This is a genomic window from Hymenobacter convexus, from assembly GCF_030580955.1.
Taxonomy (GTDB): Bacteria; Bacteroidota; Bacteroidia; order Cytophagales; family Hymenobacteraceae; genus Hymenobacter.
Genome location: NZ_JAUQON010000006.1, coordinates 232,779 through 253,119, shown reverse-complemented (window position 1 = coordinate 253,119; position 20,341 = coordinate 232,779). Strand labels below are relative to the sequence as shown.

The 20,341-nt window shown below is 62.0% G+C and carries 19 protein-coding genes; 13 read left to right on the top strand and 6 right to left on the bottom strand.

Annotation, left to right across the window (positions count from 1 at the left end):
* Positions 1-94: 94 nt before the first annotated feature.
* The 3 genes from panB to Q4S41_RS14765 form a co-directional block, all read right to left on the bottom strand.
* Positions 95-910 (bottom strand): 3-methyl-2-oxobutanoate hydroxymethyltransferase, encoded by an 816-nt coding sequence (gene panB / locus Q4S41_RS14775; protein ID WP_305011618.1) that lies wholly within the window; start codon positions 908-910, stop codon positions 95-97.
* A 164-nt stretch (positions 911-1,074) separates the two neighbouring features.
* On the bottom strand, positions 1,075-1,458 hold the full coding sequence (locus Q4S41_RS14770) for a hypothetical protein (protein WP_305031891.1): 384 nt from the start codon (positions 1,456-1,458) through the stop codon (positions 1,075-1,077).
* Positions 1,459-1,582: 124 nt separating this feature from the next.
* On the bottom strand, positions 1,583-4,681 hold the full coding sequence (locus Q4S41_RS14765) for a putative LPS assembly protein LptD (RefSeq protein WP_305031890.1): 3,099 nt from the start codon (positions 4,679-4,681) through the stop codon (positions 1,583-1,585).
* Between the two features lie 343 nt (positions 4,682-5,024).
* On the opposite strand from Q4S41_RS14765, the gene Q4S41_RS14760 reads away from it, so the two are divergent.
* From Q4S41_RS14760 to Q4S41_RS14745, 4 genes are all read left to right on the top strand, one after another.
* Complete coding sequence (locus Q4S41_RS14760) at positions 5,025-5,717, top strand: N-acetylmuramoyl-L-alanine amidase family protein (protein WP_305032009.1); 693 nt, start codon at positions 5,025-5,027, stop codon at positions 5,715-5,717.
* A gap of 120 nt (positions 5,718-5,837) precedes the next feature.
* Positions 5,838-6,842 (top strand): MlaD family protein, encoded by a 1,005-nt coding sequence (locus Q4S41_RS14755; RefSeq protein ID WP_305031889.1) that lies wholly within the window; start codon positions 5,838-5,840, stop codon positions 6,840-6,842.
* 215 nt (positions 6,843-7,057) lie between these two features.
* On the top strand, positions 7,058-8,686 hold the full coding sequence (locus Q4S41_RS14750; protein ID WP_305031888.1) for an acyl-CoA carboxylase subunit beta: 1,629 nt from the start codon (positions 7,058-7,060) through the stop codon (positions 8,684-8,686).
* A gap of 345 nt (positions 8,687-9,031) precedes the next feature.
* Complete coding sequence (locus Q4S41_RS14745) at positions 9,032-9,157, top strand: hypothetical protein (RefSeq protein WP_305031887.1); 126 nt, start codon at positions 9,032-9,034, stop codon at positions 9,155-9,157.
* A 1-nt stretch (position 9,158) separates the two neighbouring features.
* On the opposite strand, the gene Q4S41_RS14740 is transcribed toward Q4S41_RS14745, so the two are convergent.
* Entirely contained in the window at positions 9,159-10,406 is a 1,248-nt protein-coding gene (locus Q4S41_RS14740; protein WP_305031886.1) for a hypothetical protein, read from the bottom strand.
* Positions 10,407-10,510: 104 nt separating this feature from the next.
* Here Q4S41_RS14740 and Q4S41_RS14735 point away from each other — a divergent pair, with 104 nt between their 5' ends.
* The 8 genes from Q4S41_RS14735 (at position 10,511) to Q4S41_RS14700 (ending at position 17,647) form a co-directional block, all read left to right on the top strand.
* A complete protein-coding gene (locus Q4S41_RS14735; RefSeq protein ID WP_305031885.1) occupies positions 10,511-10,741 on the top strand; it encodes a hypothetical protein in 231 nt (76 codons plus the stop codon).
* A gap of 277 nt (positions 10,742-11,018) precedes the next feature.
* Entirely contained in the window at positions 11,019-11,876 is an 858-nt protein-coding gene (locus Q4S41_RS14730) for an ABC transporter ATP-binding protein (protein ID WP_305031884.1), read from the top strand.
* Positions 11,860-12,657: a hypothetical protein gene (locus tag Q4S41_RS14725; RefSeq protein WP_305031883.1), complete on the top strand. Its 798-nt coding sequence runs from the start codon at positions 11,860-11,862 to the stop codon at positions 12,655-12,657. Before Q4S41_RS14730 ends, Q4S41_RS14725 begins: the two co-directional genes overlap by 17 nt.
* Before the next feature lie 15 nt (positions 12,658-12,672).
* Positions 12,673-13,080 (top strand): GntR family transcriptional regulator, encoded by a 408-nt coding sequence (locus tag Q4S41_RS14720; RefSeq protein WP_305031882.1) that lies wholly within the window; start codon positions 12,673-12,675, stop codon positions 13,078-13,080.
* Complete coding sequence (locus Q4S41_RS14715; RefSeq protein ID WP_305031881.1) at positions 13,077-13,802, top strand: hypothetical protein; 726 nt, start codon at positions 13,077-13,079, stop codon at positions 13,800-13,802. Before Q4S41_RS14720 ends, Q4S41_RS14715 begins: the two co-directional genes overlap by 4 nt.
* A gap of 183 nt (positions 13,803-13,985) precedes the next feature.
* On the top strand, positions 13,986-14,777 hold the full coding sequence (locus tag Q4S41_RS14710; RefSeq protein WP_305031880.1) for a DUF2490 domain-containing protein: 792 nt from the start codon (positions 13,986-13,988) through the stop codon (positions 14,775-14,777).
* 90 nt (positions 14,778-14,867) lie between these two features.
* Positions 14,868-16,595: a ubiquinone-dependent pyruvate dehydrogenase gene (gene poxB / locus Q4S41_RS14705; protein WP_305031879.1), complete on the top strand. Its 1,728-nt coding sequence runs from the start codon at positions 14,868-14,870 to the stop codon at positions 16,593-16,595.
* 218 nt (positions 16,596-16,813) lie between these two features.
* Entirely contained in the window at positions 16,814-17,647 is an 834-nt protein-coding gene (locus Q4S41_RS14700) for a transglutaminase-like domain-containing protein (protein WP_305011636.1), read from the top strand.
* A 198-nt stretch (positions 17,648-17,845) separates the two neighbouring features.
* On the opposite strand, the gene Q4S41_RS14695 is transcribed toward Q4S41_RS14700, so the two are convergent.
* Together Q4S41_RS14695 and Q4S41_RS14690 are read right to left on the bottom strand one after the other, a co-directional pair.
* On the bottom strand, positions 17,846-18,427 hold the full coding sequence (locus Q4S41_RS14695; RefSeq protein ID WP_305031878.1) for a redoxin domain-containing protein: 582 nt from the start codon (positions 18,425-18,427) through the stop codon (positions 17,846-17,848).
* A gap of 38 nt (positions 18,428-18,465) precedes the next feature.
* Complete coding sequence (locus Q4S41_RS14690; RefSeq protein ID WP_305031877.1) at positions 18,466-19,155, bottom strand: 4'-phosphopantetheinyl transferase superfamily protein; 690 nt, start codon at positions 19,153-19,155, stop codon at positions 18,466-18,468.
* Positions 19,156-19,331: 176 nt separating this feature from the next.
* On the opposite strand from Q4S41_RS14690, the gene Q4S41_RS14685 reads away from it, so the two are divergent.
* Positions 19,332-20,264, top strand: coding sequence for a WD40 repeat domain-containing protein (locus Q4S41_RS14685; protein WP_305031876.1), 933 nt, complete (start codon positions 19,332-19,334; stop codon positions 20,262-20,264).
* Positions 20,265-20,341 lie beyond the last annotated feature (77 nt).

Sequence of the window (20,341 nt, the reverse complement as noted above, 5' to 3'; positions counted from 1 at the left end):
ATATGCTTGAAGAAAATAAAAAAAGGCCGGGGCCGACGCACAAAAACGTGCGTCGGCCCCGGCCTTTCCTGTGCCTTTAGGCACGGCTATTAAACTAGTAACCTTCCTCTTTGCTCGGAAATTCGCGGTTTTTTACATCGGCTACGTAGTGCTGCACGGCCTCGGTCATGATGTCGTGCAACTCGGCGTAGCGGCGTAGGAAGCGGGGTTTAAATTCCTTGGTGAGGCCCAGCATGTCGTGCACCACCAGCACCTGGCCGTCCACGTCGGGGCCGGCGCCGATGCCGATGACCGGAATGGTCAGCTCCTCGGCTACTTGCTTGGCCAGGGAGGCCGGAATTTTCTCCAGTACCAACCCGAAACAGCCGATTTCCTGCAGCAGGCGGGCGTCTTCGAGCAGCTTCTGGGCCTCGGCTTCTTCCTTGGCGCGCACGGTGTAGGTGCCGAATTTGTAGATGGACTGGGGCGTGAGGCCCAAGTGGCCCATCACCGGAATGCCGGCCGTGAGGATGCGGATGATGCTGTCCTTCACTTCGGCGCCGCCTTCGAGCTTGACGCCGTGGCCGCCGCTTTCCTTCATAATGCGGATGGCCGAGCGCAGGGCCTCGCTGGAGTTGCCCTGGTAGGAGCCAAAGGGCATATCAACCACCACAAACGCGCGCTTCACGGCCCGCACCACGCCCTGGGCGTGGTAAATAATCTGGTCGAGCGTGATGGGCAGGGTAGTTTCGTGCCCGGCCATGACGTTGGAGGCCGAGTCGCCGACGAGCAGCACGTCGATGCCGGCGCCGTCGAGAATCTGGGCCATCGAGTAGTCGTAGGCCGTGAGCATGGAAATTTTTTCCCCCCGCTGCTTCATGGCGAGCATCTGGTGGGTGGTGATGAGTTTGACTTCCTTGTGCTGGGACATGGGGATGGGCCAAACGGCAGTGGTTGGGGTGAGGGGGCCGTTTGGCGGGGCAAAGCTGGCAACAATTTCGTTACCCGGCACGCCACAGCCACAAAAAGCCCCTGGCCGAAGCACAGGGGCTGAATTATTCGCCAGAAAAAAAGGCATTCAAACCAAGCGGCCGCTTACGCCGCTTCCCCGGCTTCGGGGTCGATGGCCGCTTCGGGCAGCGACGAGGCTTCGGAATGGCTGGGCCAACTGGCGGACGGTATTTGCCGCGCCAGCAGGCTGGGCAACTCGGCTGGGTCCGTCACAACGATGATGGGTGTGGGTGCCAGCACGTGGCGCGCCAGGGCTTCGGCCAGGCCCTCCTCGCCGGGGCCGCCGGGCTGGGGGGCGCTGAGCACCACCAGGTCGGGATGGACCAGGCGGGCGGCTTTGAGGGCAGCGTCGCTACGGGCCTCCACGCGCACCACTTCGTGGCCGGCATCGTGCAGGTAGTGCTCAAGGGCAGCGGCTTCGCGGGCCGAATCGGCGGCCAGCAGCACGCGGAGGAAGAAGGGGTTCATGGCAGTTGCGGAAAACAGAACGTTTTCAAAACAACCAACTGGCCAGCGGCCGTGCCGGCAATGGCGTCCAACACGATGCCCCGCCCCGCCAACGCGGCCAATCCCTCTGCGAACGAAACCGGCCCTACTGGAACTGCGCGTAGCGGTTCCGATTAATCTTTAAATCCTGCAATAAACTGCTCTTCGCCGCAATGGTGAAATTGTAGCCCTTCGTGATTCCGAAGGGAATCCAGGTGCCGTTGATTTGCCAGCAGTGCAAATCGCGGAAGAAGGTGATGTTGGGGTACGTCACGCTTTGGTTGGTGATGTCGTAACCTAGGTTGTAGCTCAGGCGCAGGTTCTCGGTGAGCTTGACGGAGCCCGTGACGCCCACCGTGTTCAGGGCCAGAATGGGCGGCCGGCCGTTGGCCCGGATGTACTCGGCCGTGAGCGGCGCCGTGTTGGTGGTGTAGCCAGCCGCGTAGGTGAGGGCCAGCTCCCACGGAATGTCGAAATCGACGTAGTCGGCGTAGTAGTTGGTGGGGCCCACCGTGCCCAGGGTGGGGTCGTTGGACGGGGCCACGGCGCGCGGAACGGTGCTTTTCTTCTTGCCCGTGGCGGGGTTGAAGCTGTAGGTGGCCCCGAAGCTGGCCGACGACAAGCGCAGCAGCTTGCGCGGGTCCGATTCGAACAGGAACTTGTTGATGACGCGGCCGTTGGCGTCGCGCTGGTAGGCGATGAAGCTGGCGTTGCTGTTCAGGTTCAGCTTCTTGGCAATCTGGGTGCGGAAGTTCACGCCCAGCGGCGTGAGTTTGAGGGTGTCGCCGGGTGCATTGAAGTTGTAGCCGATGTTGAAGTCGAGCCCTTCAATGAGGTTGGATTTCCTGAACGGGTTGAGGCCAGTGGTGTCGTTGGAGTCGCGGATTTTCATTTCCACCGCGTTTTGCAGGCTGAAGGAAATCTGGCTCTGCGCCGTGCCGCCAGGCGTGCCGTAGAGGAAGCTCTGGTAGTTGTCGAACGTGTAGTTATTGAGCAGTAATGCGTCGGCGGTGATGCGATTGTCGAGCTTCCGCCCAAACTGGTCGACGTACCCGTTTAGCACCGACGAGCCCAGCGGGAACCGGTCTTCGGTGCGCAGGTTGGGCGCGAAGGTGTAGTTGAGGCTGGGCGTCATCTTGTGGCGCAGGGCCTGAATCTTGTGCGTACCCCGGCGCACCACCGTGCCGTAGATGGTGGTGTTGAGGCTGGCCGAGGCGGAGTAGGTATTCAGGCGGTTGAAGCCATAGGTTGTGTCAATGCGCACAGCCTGGGCTACGGGGCTGTACACGTATTTCAGGCTCTTGGCGTACCACACCTCGCTGTAGCTCACCGAGGGGCTGAGTTTGACGTGCGGCCCCAGGTTGTAGGAGCCCAGCCCGATGCCGAACTGGTGCTGCATGCCGTTGTTGGAGTTTTGCAGCAGCCGGCCCAGGGTGGCGAAGCTGAACGGAATGCGCGTATCGGTGGTGGTGCCGCCCAGCAGGGGCAGGCCGTTGGCCAGCGTGCGGGCGCCGATGACGTTACTCACCTCGTTGCGGGCCGTCAGGTTGTAGCTCAGCGTGAACTGCTCGTAGGTGGCCGCCCCCAACTTGCCGCCCTGGCCGGGCTTGATGCCGAACCACTGATAAGGGTATTGCCGGGCCACGCCCACGCTGATGTCGGGCAGCGTGAAAGTCATGCGGCCGTCGGTGCCCTGGCTCTGGCTCAGGCGCACGTCGTAGTTGACGGGCGAGTTGCGGATTTGCTTCGAGTAACTGATGCTCGAGCTGAACTGCGTGGACAGGTAGCGCCGGGCGTCGAGGCTATTGATTTGGTTGTAGCTGCTGGTGCCCGCGTTCACGCTGGCCGAGAAGCGGCCGCCGCCGGGCTTGGCCTGGGGCGTGTGGTTCCAAGTAATCCAGAACGAGTTGGCGGCCGGCGGCCGAATGTAGGTCTGGCCCACGCCCACGGCATCCTGGGTCAGAATCTGGTTGCTGGGCCGCGTCGAGAAGCGGAAGTTGAAGTTGCCCTGGTAAGTGTAGCGCTTCAGGTAGCTCACGTCGGCCGTGGCGCCCCAGCCGCCGAAGGTGTCGGCGTTGCCGGCGTAGATGTCGCCGGTCAGGCGCACGCCGATGTAGTCGTTCGGCGCAAAATAATAGCCGCCGTTGGTGAGGTAGTAGCCCCGGTCAGCGGCCTGCCCGAAGGTCGGAATTAGCACGCCCGAGCCCCGGCTCCGGTTCGGCGTCGGGAAGAAGCCAAACAGAAAGCCCAGCGGCGTGGGCACGTCGCCAATGACGAGGTTGAACGGCCCGGTCACCACCTTATCGCCCGGAATCACCTTCATCTTCTTGGCCTGAATGTAAAAGTGCGGGTGTTCCAGGTTGCAAGTGGTGTAGCGGCCCATCAGGCCGTTGATTTCGCCGCTGGGCAGGCGCTTGATAACCTGCGCGCCCACGTAGCCTTCGCCCTGGGTGGTCACGGCCTCGGTCACCTTGGCTTTCTTGCTCTTGAAATTGTAGGCAATGCTGCGGGCCTGGTATTTCTGGCCGTTGTCGGTGAGGATGGGCGTGCCCACCCGCTTGTTTTTTACCGTATCCTGCCGGCCCTCGGCCTGCATGGTGTTGTTGCCGTAGTTCACCGTGATGAGGGCGGCTTTCAGGTCGGTTTGGCCATACACCACGCTGGCGCTTTCATACAGCCGCGCAATCTTTTTGGGCACGTCGAACTGAATAGAGTCCTTGGCCGTGTAGGTGATGGTGGTGGAAATCTGGCCTTTGGGCCGGGCAGCCACTTGCAAGGAGTCGCCGTTGCCGCGCACGCCGTTCACCAGCCCGCTGGTGTCGGTGGGCGCCGTGCCGCGCTGCCGGGCGGTGCCGCCCGGGGCCAGCGTGTCGGGCACGGGCTGGTGCGAGGCGCCGGGCACGCGCGACTGGCCGGTGTTGCGCACGCCGGGCGGCGGCGGCCCCACGGGGTCGCGCGGGTCGGCCGAAATGTTGCGCACCGGCGGGGTAGGGGCCGAGGCGGGCCGCTGGCCGGGCTTGGCCGGGGCCACCGTGGCGCCGCGCCGCGGCGTGGCCACGGTGCTGGAATCGACGCCCGGCGTGGTGGGCGCCTGCCGAATGGCGCGGGCCCGGGCCTTGCGGGCCTGGATTTTGGCCTTGCGCTGGGTCTTTTTGGGCGTGGGCTGCACCGTCTGGCCCCAGGCCGAACCTGCGAGGCCGAACAACAGTAGAAAGAGGCACCCTAGCACGCCAGGGCGAAGCCGCGCCGCCGTCAGGCAGAGCGGCCGGGGCCGAAACCCGGCTTCGGGACGAAGGCTAAACCTAGCAGGCAAAGTATAGTAGCGGTTAATTCGTTTACTTTTGGGGCTTCTACAAAGGTAGCAGGTCGCTACCGCCTCTTCAACGAACAACGTGCGGATTATTGTCATCCTGGCCAGCGCCGCCCTTCTGCTTTTGGGCGCCGCCAGCGGCGAGTGGAAAGCGAAAGCCCAGACCACGGCCGACTCCACCCGTGACGCTCCCGACCCGGCCCCCGCGGCGGCGCCCGATTCGCCCGACCGCTACCGCCTGCGCACCGTGGTGCTCGACGCCGGCCACGGCGGCAAGGACCGGGGCTGCGCCGGCGCCAGCGCCCGCGAGGCCGACGTGGCCCTGGGCATCATCCTGGCCCTGGGCAAGCAAATTGAGGACAACCTGCCCGATGTGAAGGTGGTGTACACCCGCAAAACCAACGTGTTTGTGGAGCTCGACGAGCGCGCCGCCATTGCCAACCGCAACCACGCCGACCTGTTCATCTCGGTGCATTGCAACGCCGGCCCCAGCGCCGGCCACGGCACCGAGGTGTGGACCATGGGCCTGCACAAAACCACCGCCAACCTGGGCGTGGCCCAGCGCGAAAACTCGGTTATCCTGCAGGAAAAAAACTATCAGACCCGCTACAACGGCTTCGACCCGAACTCGCCCCAGAGCCACATCATGTTCTCGCTGTTTCAGTCGGCCTACATCACCAACAGCCTGCGCTTTGCCCAGCGCGTGGAGCGGCAGCTGCGCACCAGCGTGAAACGCCCCAGCCGCGGCGTGAAGCAGGCCGGTTTCATCGTGCTCTGGAAATCGACCATGCCCTCGGTGCTCATCGAATCCGGCTTCCTCACCAACCCGGCCGAGGAGCAGTATTTGAACGACAAAGCCAATCAATCGTATATGGCCGCGGGCATCTACCGCGCGTTCCGCGAATACAAGCGCGAGCTCGAAGGCGGGTAGCTTCCGGGGGCTACGGTCGGGGCTACTCTTTCGCCCCCGACCGACCTTTTGGCGGCTGGCTCTCGTAGGTTGTCAAGCGCATCGGCCTATTCCTCCATTTATCACTCAATACCTCGACACGTGTCTAAAGAAATAAAAGTGGCGCTGCTGGCCATCGTCGCCATTGCTGCCCTGGTCATAGGCTATAACTTCTTGAAGGGCAGTAACCTGCTTTCCAATGACCGCACTTACTACGCGGTGTATCCCTCGGCCGACGGCCTGACGGTGGGCGCCCAGGTGCTGCTCAACGGCATCAAGGTAGGGCAGGTGAAAAACCTGGAGTTGCAGCCCGAAAAGGGCAACACCGTGCGCGCCACCCTGGAACTGGAAAAAGGCATCACCGTGGGCGACTCCACCACGGCCGGCCTCAGCGGCTCGCTGCTGGGCTCGAAGAGTATCACGCTGTTTATGGGCAAAAACACCAAGGAGTTCAGCGGCGGCGAGGAGCTGCGCACCAAGTCGGCCATCAGCAGCATCGACGCCTTTCAGGCCAAAGCCCTGCCCGTGCTCGACACCGTGGGCGCCACGCTGGCCCACATCAACGGCTTCCTGAACAAGGACGCCCAGAGCAATATCCAGGGCACGCTGCTCGGCGCCCGCGCCAGCACCGAGGCATTGCAGAAGCTTATCATCGCCAACCAGGCCAACGTGGCGCTCATCACCCGCAACCTAGCGCAGATGAGCACGGCGTTAAATAAGACGACCAGCAAGCTTGACCGCATCGCCGTGAACTTTGGCCAATTGTCTGACTCGCTGAAAGCTGCGCCCGTGGGACCGGCTCTGCGCCGCCTCAACTCTACCTTGGCCGATGCCCAAACCACCGTGCAAAGCCTCAACACCGCTCTCAGCGACCAGAAAGGCTCGATGGGCCGCCTGTTGCACGACTCCACGCTCTACAACAACTTGGCCGCCACCACCGCCAGTTCCAACGACCTGCTGATGGACCTGAAGGCCAACCCCAAGCGCTACGTACACTTCTCGGTGTTTGGCGGTGGCGGTAGCAAGAAGAAAACCGAGGTAGAAACCACCACGACCAAGCCCAACGGCAGCGTGGTGGAAACGGAGAAAAAGACGACGGTTAAGTAAACCATTCGGCTGTCATCCTGAGCGCAGCGAAGGACCTTATCACGTCTGAACAGTTTGCAGTAACTACGGGCTGCGGACGTGATAAAGTCCTTCGCTGCGCTCAGGATGACAGCCGAGTTTTAGGCAACGTTCTGATAGCCCGCCGTACCTTTGAAATCCGCCTTCGGGCGGATTTTTTTGTGCCGATTCCCACCAAATTCCCACCCGCTTTTCTTATGAACGTCGAGTTCAACCGCAACGAAGACCAACTCAAGCAACTCAGCTTCAACCTCACCCAAAAGCTCCAGAAAGTCGCCCTCGGCGGCGGCCCAAAGCGCATCGAAGCCCACAAGGCCAAGGGCAAGCTCACCGCCCGCGAGCGGATTGAATACCTGCTCGATAAGGGCGCGGCGCAGGTGGAGATTGGCGCTTTCGCGGGCGAAGGCATGTATAAGGAGGAGGGCGGCTGCCCCGGCGGCGGCGTGGTCGTCGTTATCGGCTACGTGGCCGGGCGGCAGTGCGTGGTGGTGGCCAACGATGCCACCGTAAAGGCCGGCGCGTGGTTCCCCATCACCGCCAAGAAGAACCTGCGCGCCCAGGAAATCAGCATCGAGAACAAGCTGCCGATTATCTACCTCGTCGACTCGGCCGGGGTGTACCTGCCCATGCAGGACGAGATTTTCCCCGATAAGGAGCATTTCGGCCGCATCTTCCGCAACAACGCGGTAATGAGCAGCATGGGCATCGTGCAGATTTCGGCCATTATGGGGCCGTGCGTGGCCGGTGGGGCGTATTTGCCCATCATGTCCGACGAGGCCATGATTGTGAACGGCACGGGCTCGGTGTTCCTGGCCGGCTCGTATCTGGTGAAATCGGCCATTGGCGAAAGCATTGATAACGAGGCACTGGGCGGCGCGAGCATGCACTCCGAAATCTCGGGCGTGACGGACTACAAGTTCGATACCGACGAGGAGTGCCTAACGCACATCCGCAATATCTTCGACAAGATGGGCGGGCAGGCCACGGCCGGTTTCAGCCGCGCTACGCCAGCCAAGCCGGCACAGGACGAGCAGGAAATCTACGGCCTGCTGCCGTCGGACCGCGTGAAGCCCTACGACATGATGGACATCATCAACCGGCTGGTCGATAACTCCGAATTCGAGCCCTACAAGGACCTGTACGGCCAGACGCTTATTTGCGGGCTGGCGCGCATTGATGGCTGGGCCGTGGGCATCGTGGCCAACCAGCGCAAAATCGTGAAGAGCAAGAAAACCGGCATGCAGATGGGCGGCGTCATCTACTCCGACTCGGCCGACAAGGCGGCGCGCTTCATCATGAACTGCAACCAGAAGCGCATCCCACTGGTGTTTCTGCACGACGTGTCGGGCTTCATGGTGGGCAGCCAGAGTGAGCAGGGCGGCATCATCAAGGACGGCGCCAAGATGGTGAATGCCATGAGCAACTCGGTGGTGCCCAAGTTCACGGTCATCGTGGGCAACAGCTACGGGGCCGGCAACTACGCCATGTGCGGCAAGGCCTACGACCCGCGCCTCATAGTGGCCTGGCCCACCGCCCAACTGGCCGTAATGAGTGGCGCGGCCGCCGCCAACACCCTGCTGCAAATCCAGGTAGCCTCCCTCAAAGCCAGAGGCGAAGTCATTACCCCCGAAGCCGAAAAGGAGTTGCTCGACCGCATCAAGGCCCGCTACGAGGAGCAACTCTCGCCCTACTACGCCGCCGCCCGCCTCTGGGTCGACGCCGTGATTGACCCGCTGGAAACCCGCAAGGTGATTTCGGAAGGCATTGCGGCCGCCAACCATGCGCCCATTGAGAAGGCGTATAACGTGGGGATTATTCAGGTGTGAGGTTTAGTTACAATTACCGACGATGTACTACGACTTGAATAAGCAGCAGCAAGCACTCGCAAGTTTGATGAGTGACATCTCGGAAGAGGGTTAGGCGGCCGGTTGGATGGATGGTTTGGAGTATGCACTGTGGCACATGGTGCTACATGACCCAGCGCGATACGGCTTCAAATTCGTGGACGAACAAACCATTCAGCAACTTAATTCTCTTTCGCAACAGGCAGGGTGTTGGATAGTATTTGACGATGTGACGGACGAAAGGGCAGTTTCATTAGCCGATTGGCAGCGAATTTTCCAAGCGGCCAATCCTGCGGATTTTCATTTGGGTATGCCCGACATAGACTGATGAAAACCCTTTACCTCCTGGCCGGCTGCAACGGCGCGGGCAAAGCCGCCGCCACCTTCACCCTGCTGCCCGGCTTGCTGGCCTGCTGCGAGTTCGTGAATACAACTAGGAAGAGGCAGCAATGACTTAAACCGCCCCAATTCCCTCCGCCACCCGCTCAAAAAGCGGCATGCCGTGCAGCGCGGCAAACTCCTTGATGTGGCTGCGCAGCCGGGTTTCTTCGGCCGCATCGGTGCCTACGGCGAAGTGCAGTTCCACCAGCCAGATGTGGACCTGGAAATAGTCGAGCAGCCAGCTGTTGGTTTCCAGGTTGAAGAGGGAGTGCAGGTGCGGGGCGCGGGCGCTGATGAGCCCGGTGCGCAGTTCGGCCACGGCCTGGAAGGCCCGCAGCAACTGGTCGAATACGTTGGTTTCGAGCCAGGCCAGGTCGGGAAACTCGCGGTTGGTGAACGCCAGCCAGTCGAGCAGCGCCGGAAACTGGCCGGTGAGAAACAGCGCCTCGGCCACAAAGAAGTGGTAGCCGGCCGGAAACAGGTTGTAAAACGCCGGCAGCGGGGCCTGGGGCACCACGGTGCGCGGCACGCTGGCGGCCTCCTTGCGTATCTGGAAGAGAAGTTCGGCGGGCACCACGCCGTCGGGCGCGTCGTGCCAGGCCGTCACGATTTCGGCAAACGCCCGCCGGCCCCGGGGGAAAGCGTGGACTTCGGGCGGCACCGGCAACTCCCGCACCACGGCTAGGCGGCGGCGCCAGGCCGGCTCGTCCTGAGCCAGAAATTCGGCCAGAAACAGGGCCGCGTGGCCGAAAAGCTGGGCCTCGGGCGTGTGCTTGTGCTGGAGGTAAGTAGTTAGCACTTCGCCAAACGCGCCGGTGAGGTGGGCCAGGTCCACGAACGATTCGACGTAGAATTCCTGGCCCGCCGGGTGGGTTGCCAACTGCAGCGCCAGCGGCGCGGCCGGGCCCCCGGGCTGGGCCGGCCGCGTGATGCGGCCCAGAAAATACCCCAGCAGCAGGCGCTCGGGGTAGGCCAGCTGCTCCATGGCCAGCAGTTCGGGGATGTCGATAGCCGCACCCGGAACAGTGGTTTCCTTCATGGCCAAGCCCGAAACCGACTGGCCGAAGGCGGCAAAGTCGGCGTGGCCGGCGTAGCGGGCTAGGGTGTCGAGGGTGTGCAGGTGGTAGCCGCCGTCTTTATCAACCAAGCCAAAGAAGCGCCGCAGGGTACTGGGGCTCAGGCGGCGGCCGGCGGTGGCGGCGTTCTGCTGCAGCTCCAGTTCGAGGGCATCGCAGTGGCTGGGGTAGCGCAGCGGCTGGCCAAAACGGGCCGCTACGGCCTCACGCAGCGCGGTTTGCAAGGGGAGGGGAAGGCGAGGCACGGCAAGAATGGTAGATTCTATACAAAGAAAAAGAAATTTTTGACCTTCGCATCGTCCTACGCGGCCCTTGGATATTTGAAGTTTCGTTAGCAGCCAGATATTTTATGCAAACCAAGTATTGCGAACGTGGCCACATCGTGCTGGGCGATACCTGTAGCCACTGCGCCCGGCGCAACCGGCTGGCCATTGTGGGCAGAAGGCAGAAAGCCACCGTCGGCACCGGCCCCAATGCCACCCTGACGGAACTACGCGCCCTGAAATGCCTGCTGGAGCAAGCCCTCATCACGGAAGCAGAGTACGATGAGCGACGCAACCTCATTCTGGCGAGCTTTTAGGGGGTTGTAGTGCCTATTTGAACGTCATGCTGAGCGCAGTCGAAGCATCCCTACCGCAGGAGTAATCCAATCGCTGCAACGAAGCGGTAGAGATGCTTCGACTGCGCTCAGCATGACCTTATTACAATGCGCTAAGTAAATTTCTAACTGCAAAAAGCCCTTTTTTCATTGGAAAGGGCTTTTTCGTGCCGTCTGAAAAATAAAGTTTGCGCAGATGCAAAACGTCCGCTTATGTTTGTGGTGTGCTAGATAATTAGTACACTAAAACAACAAGCACATGGTGCGCATCCGAAACCTCGATTTTGGGTACTCCCGGCGGGTCCCGCTCTTCCAAAACCTCAACCTCTCGCTCGACCGCGGCCACATTTACGGGCTGCTGGGCAAGAACGGGGCGGGCAAAACCACGCTGCTCAAGAACATTGTGGGGCTGGCCTTCCCCTGGACCGGCACCTGCCTTATTGACGAGCAACCGGCTTCGGCCCGCCGGCCCGAGGTGCTGGAAGACCTGTTTTTCCTGCCCGAAGAAGTGTATGCGCCGGCCCTCACGGCCGAGCAGTTTGTGGCGCACACGGCCGGCTTCTACCCGCGCTTCAACGCCGAGCAACTGTATGAGTACCTGCAGGAGCTGGAGGTGCCGCGCGGGGCCAAGCTCAACAAGTTCTCGCACGGCCAGCAGAAGAAGTTCATGATTGCCTTCGCGCTGGCCGCCAACACCGGCCTGCTGGTGCTCGACGAGCCCACCAACGGGCTGGATATCCCCAGCAAAGTGCAGTTCCGCAAAATCCTGGCCTCGGCTCTGAGCGAGGAGCGCTGCATGGTGATTTCAACCCACCAGGTGCGCGACCTCGAAAGCCTGATTGACACGGTGGTGGTGGTGCACAACCGCGAAATCGTGCTCAACGAGGAAATCGACCAGCTGGCCGAGCGGCTCACCTTCGCCACGGGCCCGGAGGCCGAGGCGCCGGGCGCCTTCCACACCGGCATGTCGGTGCGCGGGCCGGTGGCCATCCGGCCCAACGACACCGGCGCCTACAGCCGCGTCGATTTGGAGCTGCTCTTCAACGCCCTCACCGACGCGAACGCCGCTAAACTCTATTCCTACCTCAACCAGCCCAGCCATGCGTCCGTCCAGTAACCAAACCTTCAGCTTTCCGCGTTTCGCACGCCTGTTTGGCCGGCACACGGCCGAGCACCTGCCGGCCTACCTCCTCACGGCGGCCGTGGGCCTGGGCCTCATGTTTGTGGTGATGGGGTTGCTCACCTACCTGCAAAAAAGCGCCCCCAGCGTCATGGCGCAGGGTATTTTCTTTATGCTGTTTCTGCTGGCCGGCGGGGTTGTATTCGCCAGCACGGTGTTTGCGCAGTTTGGCGAGCGGCGGCGGGCTTCGGTGGCGCTGCTGTTGCCGGCCTCGCACTTCGAGAAATGGCTGGTGGCCTGGCTCTACTCGTTGCCGATTTTTTTGCTGGTGTTCACGCCGCTGTTCTACCTGGCCGACGTGGCGGTGGTGCACGCCGGGGCCGCGCCGGGGCAAGCGCCGGAAGTGGTGAACATCTTCGCCGCTTCGGTCCGCGAAAATATCGTGTCCGTGCTCTGGTTTCTGCTGCTGCTGAACGGCGTGGGCCTGTGGGGCGCCATCTATTTTGAGAAAGGGCACTTCATCAAAACCGCGTTTGCCGTGCTGCTGCTGATGGGTGTGCTCTCGGTGCTGAACCACCAAGTGCTTAAAGTGCTGGTGGGCTCGGCCGACCTGCGCCCGGCCCCGCCATTCACGGGCGTGGTGTTCGCGAATGGGCAGCAGTTTTACACTATTAGCCTGCCCGAAAACCAAGCCACCTGGATGGCCTGGGTGCCCGTGCTGCTGGCCGGGCTGCTGTGGGCGGCCTCGTATTTCCGCGTGACGGAAAAGCAGCTTTAATCTTCATAAATCCCCATGGAATTCCGCGATAACGAAGCCATTTACCTGCAGATAGCCGGGTACGTGAGCGAAAAAATCCTGCGCCAGCAGTGGCCGCCCGACGACAAAATCCCCTCGGTGCGCGACCTAGCCAGCGAGCTGCAAGTGAACCCCAACACGGTGATGCGGACCTACGAATACCTGCAAAACCAGGGCGTGGTGTACAACAAGCGCGGCATCGGCTTCTTCGTGGCCCCCGATGCCGGCCAGAAAGTCAAGCAGATGCGCCGGGCGCGCTTCCTGGAGCAGGAACTGCCCGAAGTGTTCAAAACCATTTTCCTGCTCGACATCAGCCTCGAAGAGCTGGAGCAGCGCTACACCGAGTTCAAAGCCGGGCAACCGGCCAGTCTTTCCATTCCCACCGCAACTTCCAACGGACAATGAAAACCAGTAATAAATGGCTGCTGGCGGCCCTGCTGCTGCTGCTGGGCTCCCTCACGGCCTACAACATGGGCCTGCGCGCCGAGTTCCGCAAAGGCACCTATAAGGACCCCATGTACGACACCGTGGCCCTCAATTTCAAGGATTTTACCGAAATCGACCTGCAGGCGGCCAACGTGGTGGGCCTGAAAGTGGTGGCTGGCCCCTATAGCGTGCGCCTGAACAAAGCCGCCGAAAAGTATGTGAAACTGACCCAGCAGGGCCAGCGCCTGACCATTGCGCTGGTTTTCCCCGAGGACCGGCAGTCGCTGAACAGCCGCCAGAACCTGACCATCAGCCTGCCCCAGTTGGCCAAGCTCACTGCCACCGGGACCTACCTGATGAACGGCAAGCCCGTGACTGAAAAGCACCACACCGGCGTCTCCCTGCGCATTGAGGGCTTCCACCAGGACAGCCTGAACGTGCAGCAGGACCACGGCACCCAGGTAGAGCTGGCCCGCAACCAGCTGGGCTTCCTGCGGGCCGAGGCCGGCCACAGCCCCGGCAGCCACCCCGTGTTGCGCATCGAAAACAGCAACCGCATAGCCGCCGCCTACCTGAGCGTGCAGAGCGAAGGCCAGCTGCAGCTCGATGCCGGCGGCATTGCTAACCTGCGCACCCAGTTCGGCGACAGTGCCCGGGCCACCCTCACCGGCGCCGGGCTGCACAACCTGGGCCAGCGCTAAAAACTACGCTTTTCTCATCCTTTTCTGCAACAGAGGGGCCGGCTGCGGGCGAATCGATGGATTCGTTGGCGGCCGGCTTTTTTGCTTTTCAAACAGCACTACCAGTTGTCTTCGTTTGCTCCAAGGTGCCAGTAGCTTTGCGCCTCGAACGGGTGGCCCGGCTTCTGCCACTGCAATACACGAATGAACAAAACGGCAACAGGTGCACTACTACTGGCTTTTTCAGCGGCCGCAAGCTTCCGAGCCCACGCCCAAGCGCCCCTCAACCCCGTGCAGCCCTGGGGCAGCTGGGTGATTCTCACGGCCCAGCTACCCGGCAGCGCCGAGCACCGCTGGGGCGGCTACGTGGAGCTGCAGGGCCGTTCCAACGCCCTGGCCCGGCAGTTTTTCTATTACGAGATAAAAGGAGGGGCCAGCTTCGACATCGACCCCAATTTCACGGTGCTGGTGGGCGGCGGCCGCTACTCCACCTCCGACTACCGCGCCCTGGAAGACGGCCCCCTGAACACCGAAAAGCGCCTTTGGGAGCAACTCGTGCTCACCCAATACTCCAAGCGGCTCAAGCTGGAACACCGCTACCGCATCGAGCAGCGCTGGTTCTCGTTCCGCGACGACAGCACGGCCTTCCGCCAGCGCATCCGCTACCGGCTCAACGGGTTTTTCCCGCTCAACAAGAAAACCATCACCACCGGCACGCTCTTCCTCTCGGCCTACGACGAGATTTTTCTGAACCCCAACGGGCCCGTGTTCGAGCGCAACCGCGTGTATGGCGGCGTGGGCTACCAGTTCACCAAGCACCTCATCGTGCAGCTGGGCTACGTGAACCAGGCCAACTACAACTACACCACCCGCCAGGGCCAGTTTGTGCTGCAAAACACGGCGGCCAAAAACAACATCGTGCTGGCCCTCACCTACAAGTTCTCGCACCGCGCCGTGCCGCCGGGCCAGGAACGCCTGCCCTCGCAGCAGGATTAGCGAACAGCGTTTTCTGCGAATAAAAGGCCCGGCAAATACTGCCGGGCCTTTTGTTTTCGCGTACAGCCTTTGTTACTAACGCAGAAAGCCATGCCCAAAAAATCCGTAGCTGAAATCATTGTCGACACCCTCGTAGCCGCCGGCGTTAAGCGCGTCTTCGGTGTGGTGGGCGACTCCCTCAACGGCATCACCGACAACATTCGTACCCGCGCCGACATTGAATTCATCGCCGTGCGCCACGAGGAAGGCGGCGCCTTCGCCGCTGGCGCCGAGGCCCACCTGACGGGCGACCTGGCCGTGTGCGCCGGCTCCTGCGGGCCCGGCAACACCCACCTCATCAACGGCCTGTTCGACTGCCACCGCAGCCGCGTGCCCGTGCTGGCCCTCGCCGCCCAGATTCCGAACGTGGAAATTGGCACCGGCTACTTCCAGGAAACCCACCCTGAGCGACTGTTCAAAGAGTGCAGCCACTACTGCGAGCTGATTTCGGTGCCCGAGCAGGCCGTGCGCACCATCGAAAGCGCCGTGGCGGCCGCCCTGGGCCAGCGCGGCGTGGCCGTGGTGGTGCTGCCCGGCGACGTAGCCTATCTGGAAACCGAAGCGCCCGAAACCCTGCTGCCTACGCACGGCCGCCGCAGCGCTTTGCGCCCTTCGGAAACCGATATTAAACAGGCGGCTGAATTGCTAAACGCGGGCGAAAAGGTGACCATTCTGGCCGGTATCGGCTGTGCCGGGGCGCTGGATGAGCTGGTGCACACGGCCGCTGCGTTGCAGGCTCCGGTTGTTCACGCCCTGCGCGGCAAGGAACACGTGGAGCCCGGCAACCCCTACGATGTGGGCCTGACGGGCCTGCTGGGCATGCCCGCCGCCTACCACGCCCTGATGGACGCCGACACCATTCTCATGCTGGGCACCGACTTCCCGTACCGCCAGTTCTACCCTGAAAAGGCCCGCGTGGTGCAGGTTGATATCCGGCCCGAAAACATCGGCCGGCGCACCCGCGTCGAAATCGGCCTGGCCGGCGACGTAGCCGATACCCTGCGCCAGCTGCTGCCCCACCTCACGCCGCGCACCGACCGCGCCCACCTCGAAGAAGCCCAGCAGCGCCACCGCGACGACGATGCCCACCTCGCCGAACTGGCCACCGGCGACGCCGGCGATACCAGCCTGCACCCCCAGCACGTAGCCCGGTTATTGGATGAAATAGCCGCCGAAAACGCGATTTTCACCTGCGACGTAGGCACGCCTACCATCTGGGCCGCCCGCTATCTGCACATGAATGGGCAGCGTCGGCTCCTCGGCTCGTTCGTGCACGGCAGCATGGCCAACGCCGTGTCGCAGGCCTACGGCGCGGCCCTGGTGGAGCCCGGCCGGCAGGTCATCGCCATGTGCGGCGACGGCGGCCTGGCCATGCTGCTAAGTGAGCTGCTGACCATTCGCCAGCACAAAATCCCGGTCAAAATCATCGTTTTCAACAACTCTGCCCTCAGCTTCGTGGAGCTGGAAATGAAGGCCGCCGGCATCATCGAATACGGCACTGAATTGGACAACCCCGATTTCGGCGCGTTGGCCACGGCCGCCGGCCTCAAAGGCTTTCGCGTGAGCGACCCGGCCAAGCTGGAAAGCGTGCTCCGCGAAGCCCTGGCCCATGACGGCCCCGTGCTGGTGGATGCCGTGGTGAAGCGCCAGGAACTGAGCATGCCGCCCAGCATCGAACTGAAGCAGGCGCAGGGCTTCGGGCTGTACGCGCTGAAAGCCCTGATGAACGGAAAAGGTAGTGAACTGCTGGAACTGGCCAAGACGAACCTGTTTCGGTAGGAATTTGCTCGCGCCGTCTGTCATCCTGAGCGAAGCGAAGGACCTTATCAGGCCTGAATGGTTTGCAGTAATTTATTAGGCACAGACGTGATAAGGTCCTTCGCTTCGCTCAGGATGACACTCTTTTTAATGCTGTCAATTACCGCTACGAAACCCAAAAGGCCCTTCCGCGTGTTAAATTCGGCCCCGCAACCCTAGCGGCGGCCGTTTCGCATCCAATGACCAACAAAGAAATAAAAGCCCTCATCTCGCTGCTCGACGACCCGGAAATCGCGCCCCAGATTCAGGATAAAATTCAGAACCTGGGCGAGAGCATCATTCCGTTTCTGGAAGAAAGCTGGGAGGAAACCCTCGACGGCCAGCAGCAGCAGCGCCTGGAGGACCTCATTCACCACCTGCAATTTGAAGGCCTGCAGCAGCGCCTGAAGGTATGGCGCGAAGCCGGCGCCACCGACCTGCTCGAAGGCATGTGGCTGCTCAATACCTATCAATACCCCGACGCCGACTACCAGGCCCTGAACCGCGCCATCGAGCAGCTCCGCTTTGAGGCCTGGACCGCTCTGCGCCCCGAAATGCATCCCGCCGACCAAGTGCAAACCCTGAACTATGTGATGTTCCGCACGCACAAGTTCGCGGCCAACACCCAGCACTTCCACTCGCCGGCCAATTCCATGCTGCAGCGTGTGATTGAAACCAAGCGCGGCAACCCGCTCACCCTCTGCGTGATTTACCTGCTGGTGGCCCAGCGCCTCAAGCTGCCGGTTTTCGGTGTGAACCTGCCCAACCTGTTCGTGCTCACCTTCCGCCCCGAAATCAAGGGTGCCGAGCCGTTTTACATCAATTGCTACAACCGCGGCCTCGTGCTCTCGCGCACCGATATTGAGCACTACGTTTCGCAGCTCAACATCTCCTCCAACCCGATGTTCTACGAGCCCTGCTCCAACCTCGACATCGTGCGCCGCGCCCTGCGCAACCTGCAAATGAGCTTCGAGAAGCTGCAGGAGCCGATGAAAGCGGCGGAGGTTGCGGTGCTGCTGAGCATCCTAGAGTAGTTGTGTCGCCTGTCATTGCGAGGCCGCAGGCCGTGGTAATCCGTCCTGTTCTCAGCGGCCAGCCTGCTAATGTGATAAAGCTCTAAAACGTGAAAAGCCCCGGTACTGCGCAGTGCCGGGGCTTTTCACGTTTTAGAGCGGGTCTGATTTTGCTAGGACGGATTGCCACGGCCTGCGGCCTCGCAATGACAGTTTTCCTTACCGCTTAATCAGACAGCCGGCGGCGCGCTTGTCCTCCACGCCGGCGGGTCGGCCGGCCAGCACGTTATCAAGCACTTGCTTGAGGTAGTATTGTTGCACGCTGCCCGCTACCTGCGGGTTGTCGTCGATGGCGCCACGGTAGCGCACGGCAAAGCCGCCGGATACAGGCTGCAGTACCACGGCTTCAGCGGTTTTGCTTACACCGAGCAGGCCGGCCACCTGCTGGCTGGCGTCGGTGAGGGTGGGCAATTCGACTTCGCCGGGGGCGGCGGTGCCGGGCGCGTCGAGGTTGATGGGCACGTTGATGAACAGAAACTGCACGCCCCGGCTCCGGTAGCTGCTGCTGAGCGAGGCCAGCCGCTCCTGGTAGAGGCGCGAGAAAGCGCAGGCCGGGTTCAGAAAAACCACCACCACGGCCTTGTCGCTGGCGTAGCTTTTCAGGCTCACGTCGGCGTTGGCAGCGGTTTTGAGGGTGAAATCGGTGACGGTGCCACCGCCCTGGGCGCGGGCCACCCCGACAGCCAGCGTGAGGGCCAGAAGCGCAACGGCGGCAACAATGGAAATTCGGCGGAAGGACATGGCAAGGGAGTTAATCAATCAAATGTAAGAGCCGGCGGCTAGGCGTGCGGTTCGTGGCAATACGTAAGTACATAGCCCGGTGCCGGTTGATAGTAGCAAATGCAGTGCCGCGTCTGCAAACCATTCAGTACCAACGTAGCCGGGATTTCGCCGGATTCGCGGGGCTCAAAATACCCTAGCAAAAGCTGCGTCTTGAAAATAATGCCGCGCTGGGCCGCCAGCTTATACAAAGTCTCTTTGGCGCTCCACAGCAGCGTGTAGTGGGCGCTGGCATCGGTACTATCAGTCTGGCTGACAGCCTGTGCAGCGTTCCATTCATCGGGGGCCAGAAACTTGCTGGCCAGGCGGTGCGCTTTATCGCGAATCTCCTCCACATCGACGCCGGCCCGGCTGCCCTGGGCCAATACCGCCGCCACCCAGGTGCCGGAATGCGACAGCGAAACCGTTAACCCTGGCTCGGCGCCGGCTAGCCAGGGGCGGCCAGTAGCCTCGTTTTGCACCAGCACTTTGGCTGCCAGCGGGGCTTGCATTTCGGCCAAAAGGTGGTGTACCAGCACCCGGCCGCCCAGCCACTGCGCCTGTCGCTTGGCATCAGCGGTGGCGGGCAGCAGCGCTTGGTACGCATCCGGCTGCGGCAACAGCGGCCACAGTTCTGCGGGCGTTTCGGTGAGCTGCCAAAGGCCCAGCACGGCGGTAGGGGAGAGGCGCTGGAGGAAGTGAAGGGGCATAGTTAAAGAGTCGTCGCTAGCAAAGAACGTCATGCTGAGCGCAGCCGAAGCATCTCTACTGCATCGCTAAATGAAGATTAGTTGCGCGGTAGAGATGTTTCGGCTGCGCTCAGCATGACGTTCTGGTTTATTTCGTGCTCATCCAAGTGGCTCGAAGCTACCTTTGCGGCCCCTGTATGTCTGAAATCTTCCGCCCGCCCGTTACCAAAATTGCCACCTTGGCTGGCCACCGCGACGCGGTGTACGCCCTCACCGGCGGCGCGGGCAGCACCGTATACTCGGGCAGTGCCGATGGCATGGTGGTGGGCTGGGACACCGCCGAACCCGCCCGCGACGGCGAGCTGCTGGCCCGCGTCGAAAACTCCGTGTATGCCCTGCGCCACCTGCCGGAACTGAATCTGCTGGTGCTGGGGCACAATTTCCAGGGCATTCAGGCCATCGATTTAGCGCAGCGCAAACTGGCCCACGCCACGGCCCTGCCGCCGGTGGCCATCTTCGAAATCGTGTATTCGGCCAGCCGACAGCGGCTCTACGTGGCCATGGGCGACGGCACGCTGGCCGTGCTGGCCCTGCCTGATTTTCGGCTGGAAAAATTCCTGCGCCTGGCCGATAAAAGCCTGCGCTGCCTGGCCCTGCACGAGGGCCGCGCCGAGCTGGCCGTGGGCAGCTCCGATACCTTCACCCGCATTCTGGATTTGGATTTGCTGGAAACCAAGTACACGCTGGGCGAGAGCACAAATTCGGTGTTCTCGGTGGCGTATTCGCCCGACGGCGCGCGCCTGCTCACGGCCGGCCGCGATGCCCAGATTCGGACCTGGGACGTGGCGGCCGGTTATGCGCTGGCCGGCACCGTGCCGGCCCACATGTATACCATCAACCACCTGGCGTTTAGCCCCAGTGGGCAGTACGTGGCCTCCTGCAGCCTCGATAAAAGCATTAAATTGTGGGATGCGGCCACGCTCACATTGCTGCGCGTACTGGACCGGGCGCGCTCGGCCGGGCACGGCACGTCGGTGAACCGGCTGGTTTGGCCGGGCGCCGAAAACCGGCTAGTTTCGTGTAGCGACGACCGCAGCCTAGCCGTATGGCAATTAGCAGTTAGCAATTAACAGGGAACAGTTAGTAGAAAACCTGCTTGACGCTCACTTTATCCCCCTAAACTGTCAACTGCTCACTGATAACTGTT

Coding starts and splice junctions, on each gene's coding strand:
- Q4S41_RS14715 (WP_305031881.1), top strand. CDS start 13,077: ATGAAAACCAGTAATAAATGGCTGCTGGCGGCCCTGCTGCTGCTGCTG.
- poxB (WP_305031879.1), top strand. CDS start 14,868: ATGCCCAAAAAATCCGTAGCTGAAATCATTGTCGACACCCTCGTAGCC.
- Q4S41_RS14710 (WP_305031880.1), top strand. CDS start 13,986: ATGAACAAAACGGCAACAGGTGCACTACTACTGGCTTTTTCAGCGGCC.
- Q4S41_RS14690 (WP_305031877.1), bottom strand. CDS start 19,155: ATGCCCCTTCACTTCCTCCAGCGCCTCTCCCCTACCGCCGTGCTGGGC.
- Q4S41_RS14685 (WP_305031876.1), top strand. CDS start 19,332: ATGTCTGAAATCTTCCGCCCGCCCGTTACCAAAATTGCCACCTTGGCT.
- Q4S41_RS14750 (WP_305031888.1), top strand. CDS start 7,058: ATGAACGTCGAGTTCAACCGCAACGAAGACCAACTCAAGCAACTCAGC.
- Q4S41_RS14700 (WP_305011636.1), top strand. CDS start 16,814: ATGACCAACAAAGAAATAAAAGCCCTCATCTCGCTGCTCGACGACCCG.
- Q4S41_RS14725 (WP_305031883.1), top strand. CDS start 11,860: ATGCGTCCGTCCAGTAACCAAACCTTCAGCTTTCCGCGTTTCGCACGC.
- Q4S41_RS14770 (WP_305031891.1), bottom strand. CDS start 1,458: ATGAACCCCTTCTTCCTCCGCGTGCTGCTGGCCGCCGATTCGGCCCGC.
- Q4S41_RS14695 (WP_305031878.1), bottom strand. CDS start 18,427: ATGTCCTTCCGCCGAATTTCCATTGTTGCCGCCGTTGCGCTTCTGGCC.
- Q4S41_RS14730 (WP_305031884.1), top strand. CDS start 11,019: ATGGTGCGCATCCGAAACCTCGATTTTGGGTACTCCCGGCGGGTCCCG.
- Q4S41_RS14735 (WP_305031885.1), top strand. CDS start 10,511: ATGCAAACCAAGTATTGCGAACGTGGCCACATCGTGCTGGGCGATACC.
- Q4S41_RS14745 (WP_305031887.1), top strand. CDS start 9,032: ATGAAAACCCTTTACCTCCTGGCCGGCTGCAACGGCGCGGGCAAAGCC.
- panB (WP_305011618.1), bottom strand. CDS start 910: ATGTCCCAGCACAAGGAAGTCAAACTCATCACCACCCACCAGATGCTC.
- Q4S41_RS14720 (WP_305031882.1), top strand. CDS start 12,673: ATGGAATTCCGCGATAACGAAGCCATTTACCTGCAGATAGCCGGGTAC.